The organism is Streptomyces sp. NBC_01390 (assembly GCF_045040105.1).
GTDB lineage: Bacteria > Actinomycetota > Actinomycetes > Streptomycetales > Streptomycetaceae > Streptomyces.
The window spans coordinates 540,194-553,102 of record NZ_CP109551.1 but is presented as its reverse complement, the minus strand read 5'-3'; the positions used below and the strand labels follow the sequence as shown (position 1 = coordinate 553,102).

At 71.2% G+C, this 12,909-nt stretch carries 7 protein-coding genes; 5 read left to right on the top strand and 2 right to left on the bottom strand.

Annotation, left to right across the window (positions count from 1 at the left end; translation table 11 throughout):
• The first annotated feature begins 17 nt into the window (after window positions 1-17).
• Both OG241_RS02290 and OG241_RS02285 read left to right on the top strand, forming a co-directional pair.
• On the top strand, window positions 18-2,252 hold the full coding sequence (locus OG241_RS02290) for a tetratricopeptide repeat protein (RefSeq protein ID WP_405813314.1): 2,235 nt from the start codon (window positions 18-20) through the stop codon (window positions 2,250-2,252).
• A gap of 162 nt (window positions 2,253-2,414) precedes the next feature.
• Window positions 2,415-4,019: a phytoene desaturase family protein gene (locus tag OG241_RS02285; RefSeq protein WP_405813313.1), complete on the top strand. Its 1,605-nt coding sequence runs from the start codon at window positions 2,415-2,417 to the stop codon at window positions 4,017-4,019.
• A gap of 47 nt (window positions 4,020-4,066) precedes the next feature.
• Here the strand turns inward: OG241_RS02285 and OG241_RS02280 are convergent, their stop codons facing one another.
• Window positions 4,067-5,845: a serine hydrolase gene (locus OG241_RS02280; protein WP_405813312.1), complete on the bottom strand. Its 1,779-nt coding sequence runs from the start codon at window positions 5,843-5,845 to the stop codon at window positions 4,067-4,069.
• 183 nt (window positions 5,846-6,028) lie between these two features.
• Here OG241_RS02280 and OG241_RS02275 point away from each other — a divergent pair, with 183 nt between their 5' ends.
• Both OG241_RS02275 and OG241_RS02270 read left to right on the top strand, forming a co-directional pair.
• Window positions 6,029-7,156 carry an NAD(P)H-dependent flavin oxidoreductase gene (locus OG241_RS02275; RefSeq protein ID WP_405813311.1) on the top strand — a complete coding sequence of 376 codons (1,128 nt, stop codon included), beginning with the start codon at window positions 6,029-6,031 and terminating at the stop codon, window positions 7,154-7,156.
• Window positions 7,153-8,739: an acyl-CoA synthetase gene (locus tag OG241_RS02270; protein WP_405813310.1), complete on the top strand. Its 1,587-nt coding sequence runs from the start codon at window positions 7,153-7,155 to the stop codon at window positions 8,737-8,739. The genes OG241_RS02275 and OG241_RS02270 overlap by 4 nt, the downstream gene beginning before the upstream one ends.
• Before the next feature lie 104 nt (window positions 8,740-8,843).
• Here the strand turns inward: OG241_RS02270 and OG241_RS02265 are convergent, their stop codons facing one another.
• Window positions 8,844-11,288 (bottom strand): penicillin acylase family protein, encoded by a 2,445-nt coding sequence (locus tag OG241_RS02265; protein ID WP_405813309.1) that lies wholly within the window; start codon window positions 11,286-11,288, stop codon window positions 8,844-8,846.
• Between the two features lie 121 nt (window positions 11,289-11,409).
• Between OG241_RS02265 and OG241_RS02260 the strand changes: the two genes are divergently transcribed.
• Window positions 11,410-12,909 (top strand): acyl-CoA synthetase, encoded by a 1,500-nt coding sequence (locus tag OG241_RS02260; protein ID WP_405813308.1) that lies wholly within the window; start codon window positions 11,410-11,412, stop codon window positions 12,907-12,909.

Below are 12,909 nucleotides of genomic sequence, written 5' to 3'. Positions count from 1 at the left end.
GGGGGCGGCAGCGGGACATGGCGGACACCAGACTGATCCAGGGCCGGTACCGGCTGATCGATCTGATCGGGCGCGGCGGAATGGGGGAAGTGTGGCGTGCGCGCGACGAGTCGCTGGGGCGGCAGGTCGCCGTGAAGTGCCTGAAGCCACTCGGGCCGCACCACGACCAGTCCTTCACCCGTGTCCTGCGGGAACGGTTTCGGCGCGAGGCGCGGGTGGCAGCCGCGTTGCAGCATCGCGGGGTGACCGTCGTGCACGACTTCGGGGAGTCCGACGGCGTGCTCTATCTCGTCATGGAGTTGCTGGACGGGCGCAATCTGAGTCAGCTCCTGGAGGACAACAAGCATCATCCGCTGCCCGTCCCGGACGTCGTCGACATCGCGGACCAGGTCGCTGCCGCCCTCGCCTACACCCATCAACAGGGCATCGTCCACCGTGACTTGAAGCCCGCGAACATCATGCGGTTGACCGACGGTACGGTGAAGATCTGTGACTTCGGCATAGCTCGCCTCGGGCACGACATCGGCTTCACCTCCCGGCTCACCGGCACCGGAATCGCGATGGGCACCCCGCACTACATGTCGCCGGAACAGATCAGCGGCGCAGAGGTCGACCAGCGCAGCGACCTGTACTCCTTCGGTTGCGTGCTGTACGAACTGGCCACCGGGGTACCGCCGTTCGACCTCGACGACGCCTGGGCGGTGCTCATAGGGCACCGCGACACCCCGCCCGAGCCGCCGCGCAGCCACCGCTCCGAGGTGCCCGAGTTCCTGGAGCGGGTCATCCTCGCCCTCCTCGCCAAGCTTCCCGAGGAACGCCCGAGTGACGCAAGGGAGTTGGCCCGCCGGATCAGCGCGGGCCGGGCCACCCCGCTGTACGTGCCGACCGTCGTCTCCCCGCAGCCCCAGTTCCGGCCGCCCGAGCCCGCCGCCCGCCAGCCCCGGCTGCCGTCGTGGACCCGGGGCATGACAGGCGGCCACAAGGCGACCGGCGCCGGGACGAGCGCCACACCGCCGGACCCGTCGGCCGGCCTCACCGGTGACTGGATCGCCCGCCCCGTCACCGGCCACCCCGAGGTGCTCCCACCGCAGCCGCCGCCCGCTCCCGAGCCCCAGACGCTCCACGCGCTGGCCGGACGGCACAACGCGGGCCTGAGCCTGGGCCGCCTCGGCCGCTGGGCGGAGGCGGGCGAGGTGCACCGCGCGGTGGCCGCCGAACGCGAGCACGTTCTCGGACCCGCCCACCCCGAGACCCTCGCCAGCCGCTACGAGGTCGGCTTCACCCTGAGCCGCACCGGCCGCGCCGCCGACGCCCTGCGCGAGTACACCCACGTGGCCCGGGAACGGGAGCGTGTCCTTGGCGCCGACCACCCGGACACGCTGGCCGCCCGGCAGGAAATGGCGTACGTCCTGGGGCAGTTGGGCCGGCACTTCGAGGCCCACCAGACCTACGCGGCCGTGCTGGCCGCCCGTGAGCGCGCGATGGGCCCCGACCATCCGGACACCCTGCGCTGCCGCCACAACCTCGCCTTCAACCTGAGCCGGCTGGGCCGCCTGGAGGACTCGTACCGCATGGCCTGCGAGGTGGCGGTAGCGCGTGCCCGGGTGCTCGGCGCCGCTCATCCCGACACGCTGGTCACGCAGTACGAAGTCGCCTACGCACTCGGCCAGTTGGGGCGCTGGCCCGAGGCCCTGCGGACGTACCAGGAGGTCGCCGGGGCGCGCGCCGAGGCGCTCGGCCCCGATCACCCCGACACGCTCGCCGCCCGCTACGAGGTCGGCATCAGCCTCGGGCGGCTCGGCCGCAGTGTGGAGGCCCTCAAGCTGTACCGGGACCTGATCGACGACCGCACCCGGGTGGGCGGCCCCGCGCACCCCGAGACCCTGCGCGCCCGGCACGGTCTCGGTGTCAATCTCGGCCGGCTCGACCGCTGGGAGGAGGCCCTTGCCGAGTCGCGTGACGTGTGCGCGATCCGCGAGCGCGTTCTGGGCGCCGACCATCCGGACACACTCGTCAGCCGCCGGGAGGTGGCCGTCGGCCTGGGCTGGCTCGGCCGCTGGCCCGACGCCCTGGCCGAGTACCGCCGGGTCGCCACCTCCCGCGAGCAGGTGCTCGGCGCCGATCACCCCGACACCCTCGCCAGCCGCGACGACGAGGCCCACTGTCTGGAACAGCTCGGCCGGGGCGCCGAGGCCGTCGAGCTGTACCGAAAGGTGGCGGTGCTGCGGCAGCAGCGGGCGTCCGGCCACTGAGCTGGACGTGCCTCGCGGTGTGGCCGGTTCGCTGCGGCCTCGTCGTGGCTGGTCGCGCGGTTCCCAGCGCCCCTCAAGGGCGCTGCCGAACCGTGGTGGACCTCGCAGCCCCTCGGCCCCGCACCTCTGGCCGGGGTGGATCATCGCGTGTTACGAAGAACCATGCCCGCACCCGAGCGCCCCGACCGATCAGGCCGCCCCGACCGACCCGGCCGTCACGACCGATACGACGTGGTGGTCGTCGGCGGTGGCCACAACGGCCTCGTCGCGGCCGCGTACCTGGCCCGCGCGGGGAAGTCCGTGCTGGTCCTCGAGCGGCTGGCCGCCACCGGCGGCGCCGCCGTGTCGACCCGCCCGTTCGCCGGCGTCGACGCCCGGCTGTCGCGCTACTCCTACCTGGTCAGCCTGCTGCCCCGGAAGATCGTGCGCGATCTCGGCCTGGACTTCCGGGTGCGCGGGCGCACCGTCTCCTCGTACACCCCGGTGGAGCGGGACGGCCGGTCCACCGGCCTGCTCGTCGGCGGCGGTGAGCGCCGCACCCGAGAGGCCTTCGCGCGGCTCACCGGAGGGGAACGTGAGTACGAGTCCTGGCAGCGGTTCTACGCCATGACCGGCCGCGTCGCCGAAAAGGTGTTCCCCACCCTCACCGAACCGCTGCCCACCCGAGACGAACTGCGCCGCCGCATCGACGACGAGGACGCCTGGCGCACCCTCTTCGAGGAGCCGATCGGCGCCGCCGTCGAGGCGAACTTCACGGACGACCTCGTACGGGGTGTCGTCCTCACCGACGCCCTGATCGGCACCTTCGCCGACGCCCACGATCCCTCCCTGCGGCAGAACCGCTGCTTCCTCTACCACGTCATCGGCGGCGGCACCGGCGCCTGGGACGTGCCCGTGGGCGGCATGGGCGCCCTCACCGACGCCCTCGCCGGCGCCGCCTGCGACGCGGGCGCCGTGCTCGCCACCGGCCACGAGGCCGTACGGGTGGACTCGGACGGCCGCGCCGCCGAGGTGACCTACCGGACGGCCGACGGGGAGGGCACGGTCGGCGCCCGGCACGTCCTGGTGAACGCCTCGCCGCAGGAGCTGGCCGCACTGACGGGTGACGCGGCGCCGACCCCCGCCGAGGGCGCCCAGCTCAAGGTGAACATGCTGCTCAGGCGGCTGCCGAGGCTCAAGGACACGTCCGTCGACCCGCGCGAGGCGTTCGCCGGGACCTTCCACATCGCCGAGGGGTACGAGCAGTTGGCCGCCGCCCATGCCCAGGCGGCGGCCGGTGAGCTGCCCGCCGCGCCGCCGTCCGAGATCTACTGCCACTCGCTCACCGACCCGACGATCCTCGGGCCGGACCTCGTCGAGCAGGGCTACCAGACGCTGACTCTCTTCGGCCTGCACACGCCCGCACGGCTGTTCGCACGCGACAACGACGCCGTCCGGGACGAGCTGCTGAAGTCGACCCTCGCCCAGCTCGACGCCCACCTCGCCGAACCTCTCGCGGACTGCCTGGCCACCGACGGCGACGGGCGCCCCTGTATCGAGGCGAAGACGCCCCTCGACCTGGAACGCGACCTGCGCCTGCCCGGCGGCAACATCTTCCACCGGGACCTGACCTGGCCGTATGTCCAGGACGACAGCGGGCGCTGGGGCGTGGAGACCCGGCAGTCGAACGTCCTGCTGTGCGGGGCGGGCGCGGTGCGCGGTGGCGGGGTGAGCGGGGTGCCGGGGCACAACGCCGCCATGGTCGTGCTGGCGGCGGACGAGGGCTGAGCACGGGTTCCGGCCGGTCCTGGCAGGACTCCTGGCAGGACCGGCCGTCAGTTAGCGGACGCCGTCCAGCCCACCGCCTGGATACGTGCCGCGTCCGCCGGGCGCGTCTCGTCGAAGACGGTGCCGTCGTCGTCGCGTACGGCCAGGCCGTCGACGTATGCTCCACGGCCCACGTACAGCCTGTCGGTCGTGTACCGCCAGCGCAGGGCGAGGGCCGGGGAGACGGGAAGGTCCGCCGAGAGACGGTGCCAGACGCGCCCCGACCAGCCGGTGACCGAACCCGCCGGATGATCCTGCGGGGTGCCTTCGGCACCGACGGTCGTGAACGGGACCGGCTGCCAGGTCGTGCCGCCGTCGGCCGAGGACTCCAGGAACAGCGCGTCCGACTGCGGCTCGGTGTCCCACCACAGGGCGCAGCGCAGCCGTGAGCCGGCAGTGGTGGCCAGCGGCGGGAGGGTGAGCGTCGCCGAGGTCGCGGTCGTCATGCCGGAGAACCAGGCCGTACGTCCGTGGCGTGGGCGGACCGGTACCGCGCGGGCCAGGTTGTTCGCGGCGGCGACCCGGGGCGCCGAGCCGGAACGCCAACTGCGCACAGGATGCACGGAGTTGCCGAGGACGACCAGAAAGGAGTCGGTCGTCGGGTCGAGGACGATCGAGGTGCCGGTGAAGCCGGTGTGCCCCGCGGTGCGGGGCGTGGCCATCGCGCCCATGTACCAGTGCTGGTAGAGCTCGAAGCCGAGACCGTGCTCGTCCCCGGGAAAGGCCGTGTTGAAGTCGGTGAACATCAGCTCGACCGAGGCGGGCGACAGGATGCGCGCCCGGCCGTAGGCGCCGCCGCTCAGCAGCGTACGGCCGAGCACGGCGAGGTCCCAGGCCGTCGAGAAGACACCGGCGTGTCCGGCCACTCCGCCGAGACTGAACGCGTTCTCGTCGTGCACCTCTCCCCACACCAGGCCCCGGTCGAGTCCGGACCAGGGTGCTCGGGCGTCCTCGGTGGCGGCGATCGTCGGTTTCCAGGAGACGGGCGGGTTGTAGCGCGTGCGGTGCATGCCGAGCGGGGCGGTGATCTCGTCGCGGAGCTGGGTGTCCAGCGGAAGACCGGTGATCCTCTCCAGGACCAGTTGGAGCGAGATCAGATTGAGGTCCGAGTAGAGGTAGGTGCTGCCGGGTGGGTTCAGGGGCGCCTGGTTCCAGATGAGTTCGAGTTTCTGGGCGTGGGTCGGGGCGTTGTAGAGCGGAATCCAGGCACGGAATCCCGAGGTGTGGGTGAGGAGTTGACGGATCGTCACATCCTGCTTGCCCGCCCGCGCGAACTCCGGCAGATATGCGGCGACCTTCCCCTCCAGCTCCAGCGCGCCCCGCTCCAGTTGCTGCACGGCCAGGATCGAGGTGAACAGCTTGGACACCGACGCGAGGTCGAACACCGTGTCCTCGGCCATCGGGATCTGCTCGGCGGCCGGGAACTCGATCCCGGTGTCCGTCTTCTCGTCGTACGCCGCGTAGCGCACCGCCATTCCGATCGGCCGGTGGAGTGCCACGGTGGAGCCACGCCCGGCGAGCAGGACCGCGCCCGCGTACCAGGGGTGTTTGGGAGAGGGTGCGAGGAACGCCTCGGCGTCCGCCACCAGTTGGTCCAGATGCCGGGGGAGGAGCCCCGCCCGCTCGGGCGAGCCGGGACGCAGGACCGGGTGACGGCCTGTCGTCCTGGGTGTGGCCTCGGCCGGGCCTGCGGGAAATGAAGCGAAAGTCAGGGCGCCGCTCAACGCCAGTGTGCGTCTGCCCAGCTGACGTCGTGTCAGTCCGTCGCGCGCCGCGCCGTCCGTCATCGAGGAGCCTCCCACCGCACTGCCTGAAAATACTTTCCGGGACCGCCCTGCGGGGTGAAACTTTTGTGTCACCCGAGGTGTGTGTCAACCGCCTGTCAGCCGTACGGCTCCCCATGGCCAAGAATCTGACGGTGTATCAGAAAAGGTCTTCCCTCGTCCGGAGGACTGCGGCATCCTGCGGCCATGCAGACGGAGCTGAGCAAGAAACTGGGAATCGAGCACGCCGTCTTCGGCTTCACGCCGTTCCCCGCCGTCGCCGCGGCCATCAGCCGGGCCGGCGGCTTCGGGGTGCTCGGCGCGGTCCGCTACACGGCGCCGGACGACCTCAAGCGCGACCTGGACTGGATCGAGGCGCATGTCGAGGGCCGGCCGTACGGGCTGGATGTCGTCATGCCCGCCCGGAAGGTAGAGGGGGTGACCGAGGCCGAGGTCGAGGCGATGATCCCGGAGGGACACCGCCAGTTCGTCCGGGACACCCTGGCCAAGTACGGCGTGCCCGAACTGGCCGAGGGCGAGGCGTCCGGGTGGCGCATCACCGGGTGGATGGAGCAGGTCGCCCGCAACCAGCTCGACGTGGCCTTCGACTACCCGATCAAACTGCTGGCGAACGCCCTGGGCTCACCGCCCGCCGATGTCGTGGCCCGCGCGCACGACCAGGATGTGCTGGTCGCGGCCCTCGCGGGCAGCGCACGGCACGCGCGCAAGCACGCCGAGGGCGGAATCGACATCGTCGTCGCACAGGGCTATGAGGCGGGCGGCCACACCGGCGAGATCGCCTCCATGGTGCTGACCCCCGAAGTCGTCGACGCGGTCGACCCGTTGCCGGTGCTCGCCGCCGGCGGTATCGGCAGCGGACGGCAGGTGGCCGCCGCGCTGGCCCTCGGCGCCCAGGGGGTCTGGCTGGGCTCCATGTGGCTGACCGTCACCGAGGCCGACATGCACTCGACCGCGCTCACCCGGAAACTGCTCGCGGCCGGCTCGGGCGACACCGTCCGCTCCCGCGCCCTGACCGGCAAGCCCGCGCGTCAGCTCCGTACCGAATGGACCGACGCCTGGGACTCCGCCGACGGACCCGGCACCCTGCCCATGCCCCTGCAGGGTCTGCTCGTCGCCGAGGCCGTCTCGCGCATCCAGAAGTACGAGGTCGACCCGCTCCTCGGCACACCGGTCGGCCAGATCGTCGGCCGGATGAACAGTGAACGGAGCGTCCAGGCCGTCTTCGACGACCTGACCAGCGGCTTCGAGCAGGCTGTGAACCGAGTCAACCGGATCGCGGGACGGAACGCCGACGGAAGGGGCGACGAGCAGTGAGTGAAACAGCGAGCCGGACAGCGAGCCAGTCGGCGAGCGAGTCCCTCAACGGATTCTGGGCGCAGGCCGCGGCCGATCCGGAGCGTACGGTCCTCATCGCGCCCGACGGTGAGCAGTGGACCGCCGGCCGGCTGCACGCCGCCACCAACCAGCTGGTCCACGGGCTGCGCGCCGCCGGACTCGGACGAGGTGACGCCTTCGCCGTGGTCCTGCCCAACGGCGTCGAGTTCCTCGTGGCGTATCTGGCCGCATCCCAGGCCGGTTTCTATCTCGTCCCCGTCAACCACCATCTCGTCGGGCCCGAGATCGCCTGGATCGTCTCCGACTCGGGCGCCAAGGTGCTCATCGCGCACGAGCGGTTCGCCGACGCGGCACGCGCCGCCGCGGACGAGGCACAACTCCCGGCCCAGCAGCGGTACGCGGTCGGCGAGGTCGACGGATTCCGGCCGTACGCCCAGCTCCTCGACGGACAGCCCGAGTCGCCGCCCGACGAGCGCACCCTCGGCTGGGTCATGAACTACACCTCCGGCACCACGGGCCGCCCACGCGGCATCCGGCGCCCGCTGCAGGGCAAGCCGCCCGAGGAGGCGTACCTCGGCGGGTTCCTCGGCATCTTCGGCATCAGGCCGTTCGGCGACAACGTGCACCTCGTGTGCTCGCCGCTCTACCACACGGCCGTACTCCAGTTCGCGGGCGCGTCCCTGCACATCGGTCACCGTCTGGTGCTGATGGACAAGTGGACGCCGGAGGAGATGCTCCGCGTCATCGACGCCCACAGGTGCACGCACACCCACATGGTCCCGACCCAGTTCCACCGGCTGCTGGCGCTGCCCGAGCGGGTGCGGCGGGCGTACGACGTGTCGTCCATGCGGCACGCCATCCATGGCGCCGCGCCCTGCCCCGACCATGTGAAACGGGCCATGATCGACTGGTGGGGCGACTGTGTGGAGGAGTACTACGCGGCCAGCGAGGGCGGTGGGGCGTTCGCGACCGCAGAGGACTGGCTGAAGAAGCCCGGCACGGTCGGCAAGGCCTGGCCGATCAGTGAACTCGCGATCTTCGACGACGACGGCAACCGGCTGTCGCCCGGCGAACTCGGCACCGTCTACATGAAGATGAGCACCGGCGGCTTCGCCTACCACAAGGACGAGAGCAAGACGCGCAAGAACCGTATCGGCGACTTCTTCACCGTCGGCGACCTGGGCCTCCTGGACGAGGACGGCTACCTCTTCCTCCGGGACCGTAAGATCGACATGATCATCTCCGGCGGGGTCAACATCTACCCCGCCGAGATCGAGAGTGCCCTCCTCGCCCACCCCGCCGTCGCCGACGCCGCCGCCTTCGGCATCCCGCACGACGACTGGGGCGAGGAGGTCAAGGCGGTCGTGGAAGCGGCTCCGGGACATGTGCCAGGACCCGACCTCGCCACCGAGATCCTCGGCCACTGCGCGCGCCGACTCGCCGGATACAAGCGGCCCAAGACCGTCGACTTCATCGAGAGCATGCCGCGCGACCCCAACGGCAAGCTGTACAAGCGGCGGTTGCGCGACCCGTACTGGGAGGGGCGTACACGGCCTGTGTGAGCCAAATGTGCGAACGACCGTGTGGTCCCGCCCCACGGGGGGACGGGACCACACGGTACGGGCGTACGTCTGTCAGCCCATCAGCCCATCAGTCAACCAGCGCGTCAGCCGTGCACCCGGATCACCCGCAGCGCGGGCGACGACAGGATGTCCTTCTCGCAGAACCTCGCGCTGACCCACTTCTCGGCCGAGAACAGCCGCGTCTGGTCCGCGAAGTGCGGCGAGTTCGGATTCGAGGACTGGGAGTACGTCAGCAGCGTGCGGGCCACCGGGCAGCGGCTGCCGTCCCATCCCACGGCCTGGATGTGGCTGGAGCCGAAGGCGTTGTCGCGGTAGCCACCGTTCGCCGTGTCCCACACCGGCTCGATCTTGTTCCACACGCCCAGGGACTCGGTCCCGCCGCCGACCGGCAGCCGCTGACCCTTCCGTACGACGTACTGGTGGTCCCCGAGCCGGGCGCCCAGCGGGATGCCCGCCGCGCGCAGCTCCGTCACCGCGTCCGCGAGGGCCTTGGTGAAGCCGGGCGCGTCCGTGTTGAGCGTGTTGGGGGTACCTACCGGGTCCGCCGCCGAGAACGGCACCTTCCAGCGCTGCGCGGAGGGCACGGCGCCGAGCAGCTTGCGCCAGAACCGGTCGAACAGCAGCGCACCACGGCTGTCGCTGTTCATGGTGCGGTCCCAGGACGCCAGCACACCGCACGCCTGACTGACGTCAACCGCCGTACCGGCGCTGCCGGTTGCCGTACCGCCCGGAAGTGCCGCGCAGGCCCGGGCCGCGTCGCCGGCGGCCAGCGAGCCCGACGTCGAACGGTTCGCGAACTGCTGCCGCTGGAGATCCGCGACCGTCAGCCCGCCCTTCGCCGCCATCGCCGCCACATCGGCGACGGCACCACGGGTACGCGGTGAGGCTGTTGCGCGCACAGTGCCGAAGATCCGCTCGTAGCCGGTGATCGGCTGGTCCAGATTGGTCAGCCACGCGCTGTCGTTGGAGTTCTCGACGTACGGCGTGTTCTTCAGCGTCGGCATCCGCGAAGGACCGAAGATGCCGGGCGCCACGGAGTCCGGGTCGTCGCCGACGGCGCAGTCGGTGCGTGAGCCGTCGAGGACCGCGACGCCCGCCGCCGGATAGAGGACCTTGCCGAGCGGCGTCGAACAGGCGGCGGCCAACTCGTCGGTGATCCGGGGAAGCACCTGCGACTGGGCGAACAGGGAGTGGCCCGCACGGTCGGCGGCGACGGTGTTCACCCAGGGGATGCCCTGGTGCCGGTCGAGGGAGTCGAGGATGTCGTCCGTGCCGCGCGCCTTGCTGAAGCCGAGCGAGGTGTCGTAGAAGCGCAGGTTCGCCGCGTTCGGATCGTTCAGCGCGAAAGCCGTCGTCGTGGTCCAGGGCAGCGGGAGCTCGCCGCCGGGGGAGAGGACGACGGGGCCGTAGCGGGTCCACCACTGGGTGCGGGTCACCGGCGCGCCGTCCCTCACCGGGACGGTCACCGACCGACGTGTCATCCGCTCCGGCTTGCCGTCGACCAGATACGTCGTCGGGTCGGCGGGGTCCAGCTTCAGCTGGTGCAGGCTGAGCGGCACACCGGTGGACACGGTGTGGCTCCACGCCACGTTCGCGTTGTACCCGATGGAGATCGTCGGCGAGCCGAGCAACGACCCGCCCGCGACGTTCAGTTCACCGGGGATCGTCTGCTGGGACTGCCAGAACCGGCGTCCGCCCTTCCACGGGTAGTGCGGGTTGCCGAGCAGCAGGCCACGGCCATTGGCCGTCGTACTGCCGCTGAACGCCACGGCGTTGGAACCCATGTCCGAGAGGTCGAACAGCTCGCGCGCACCCTTGGCTGCGGCGGAAGCGGTCGGCAGGGAGGGCCCGGCGGCGGCCGTGGTGGAGGACGCGGGGCTCGACGCGGGAGGCGGCTCAGCCGCGGTGATCGCGTCCGCGAGCCCGCCCTGTCCGCCGAGCACCGCGAGGGCGTACGCCCGGGTGGCCACGTCGACCCCGGTCACCGGCCTGACCCAGCCGGCGCCCGCACAGGCGGGGTCCTTGACCCGGTTCTGCTTCAGCCAGGCGTTGTAGCCGGCGGCCCAGCCGTTCATCAGGTCCTTGACGGCCCGGCTCGGCCCCTGCGGCGCGGGCCGGGCAAGGAGCCGCTCGACGGTCCCGGCGTCCCGCACGCCCCGGAAGTACAGGTCGCTGGAGAGGTTGTCGGACGCGTCGGAGAGCGAGAAGTCGGGCGTCGCGTCGGGTCCGAACCAGCGCGAGCGGTCGCCGCGCAGCGTCACGAAACCGTCCGCGAGTACACACACCTGGTCGGCGGCCTGTGCCCAGCCACTGCCGAAGCCGAGGTTCGCGTAGTCCTTCGCGACGATGTGCGGAATGCCGTACTCGGTGTAGCGGATCACGGCGGAGAGCCCGCCGCCGGAGGGATGTCGCTGTGACAGTTGTGGTGCCTGTGGCGGGCCGCTCTGTGCCGTGGCGGCGGGCAGTGCTGTCGTGGCGGTGAGTAATGCGGCGGCCGTGACGACCAGCCGTCTCAAACGGGTGCGCATCGTGCCTCCCAACGTCATTGAGGGAAGGGGCGGTTGAGGCGGTTGAGCGTACCAACGGGTATGTTCCCTGACCCCCGTCGGTGCTTGACCTCGTTCGGTGACGGAACGAGGATCATGAACTATGACGCAGCAATACGGGAGCACGGTTGACGGGGTGCTGCGGCGCAGCGCCCAGCGGGTTCCGGCGCGGCTGGCGGTCGAGTACCGCGAGCGTGCCTGGACGTACGAGGAACTCGACGAGGCCGTCTCCCGAGCGGCGGGTGTGCTCCGGGCCGAGGGGCTGGCGCCCGGCGACCGGGTAGGCGCCTACGGCCACAACTCGGACGCCTATCTGATCGCCTTCCTCGCCTGCGCCCGCGCCGGGCTCGTGCACGTCCCGGTCAACCAGAACCTGACCGGCGACGACCTCGCCTACATCGTCGAGCAGTCCGGCAGCACCCTGGTCCTGACCGACCCGGACCTGGCCGACCGGCTCCCCGACGGCGTACGGACCCTGCCGCTGCGCGACGCCGACGACTCCCTGCTGGCACGCCTGGCCGACACCGCGCCCCACGACGGTGCCGAGAAGCGCACCGAGGACCTGGTGCAGCTGCTGTACACGTCCGGGACCACCGCGCTGCCCAAGGGCGCGATGATGACCCACCGCTCCCTGGTGCACGAGTACCTCAGCGCGATCGCCGCCCTGGACCTGAGCCCCGGCGACCGGCCCGTGCACTCGCTGCCCCTCTACCACTCGGCGCAGATGCACGTGTTCCTGCTGCCGTATCTCGCGGTGGGCGCCCCGAACATCATTGTCGACGCACCGGACGGCGACGTGATCCTCGACCTCGTCGAGTCCGGCCGCGCGGACAGCCTGTTCGCGCCGCCGACCGTGTGGATCGGTCTCGCCGGCCGCCCCGACTTCGCGACCCGTGACCTGAGCGGACTGCACAAGGCGTACTACGGGGCGTCGATCATGCCGGTTCCCGTGCTGGAGCGGCTGCGCGAGCGACTCCCGAAGCTCGCCTTCTACAACTGCTTCGGGCAGAGCGAGATCGGCCCCCTCTCCATGGTGCTCGGGCCCTTCGAGCACAAGGGCAGACTGGACTCCTGCGGACGCCCGGTGCTGTTCGTGGACGCGCGGGTGGTCGACGAGAACGGCGAGGACGTGCCCGACGGCACGCCCGGCGAAGTCGTCTACCGGTCCCCGCAGTTGTGCGAGGGCTACTGGGAGAAGCCCGAGGAGACGAGCGCCGCCTTCCGGGACGGCTGGTTCCACTCCGGTGACCTGGTCGTCCGGGACGCCGACGGCTACTACACCGTGGTCGACCGGGTGAAGGACGTCATCAACTCCGGTGGCGTACTGATCGCCTCACGTCAGGTCGAGGACGCCCTGTACACCCATGAGGCGGTCGCCGAGGTGGCGGTCGTCGGTCTTCCCGACGAGCGCTGGATCGAGGCGGTCACGGCGGTCGTCGTCCCCCGGGGTGAGGTGACGGAGGCCGAACTCATCACCCATGCCCGCGAGCAGCTCGCCCACTTCAAGGCACCGAAGCGGGTCGTGTTCGTGGACGAGCTGCCGCGCAACGCGAGCGGGAAGATCCTGAAGCGGGAGCTGAGGGACCGGTTCGCCGGTTCCTGA

Coding starts and splice junctions, on each gene's coding strand:
- OG241_RS02290 (WP_405813314.1), top strand. CDS start 18: ATGGCGGACACCAGACTGATCCAGGGCCGGTACCGGCTGATCGATCTG.
- OG241_RS02285 (WP_405813313.1), top strand. CDS start 2,415: ATGCCCGCACCCGAGCGCCCCGACCGATCAGGCCGCCCCGACCGACCC.
- OG241_RS02280 (WP_405813312.1), bottom strand. CDS start 5,845: ATGACGGACGGCGCGGCGCGCGACGGACTGACACGACGTCAGCTGGGC.
- OG241_RS02275 (WP_405813311.1), top strand. CDS start 6,029: ATGCAGACGGAGCTGAGCAAGAAACTGGGAATCGAGCACGCCGTCTTC.
- OG241_RS02265 (WP_405813309.1), bottom strand. CDS start 11,288: ATGCGCACCCGTTTGAGACGGCTGGTCGTCACGGCCGCCGCATTACTC.
- OG241_RS02260 (WP_405813308.1), top strand. CDS start 11,410: ATGACGCAGCAATACGGGAGCACGGTTGACGGGGTGCTGCGGCGCAGC.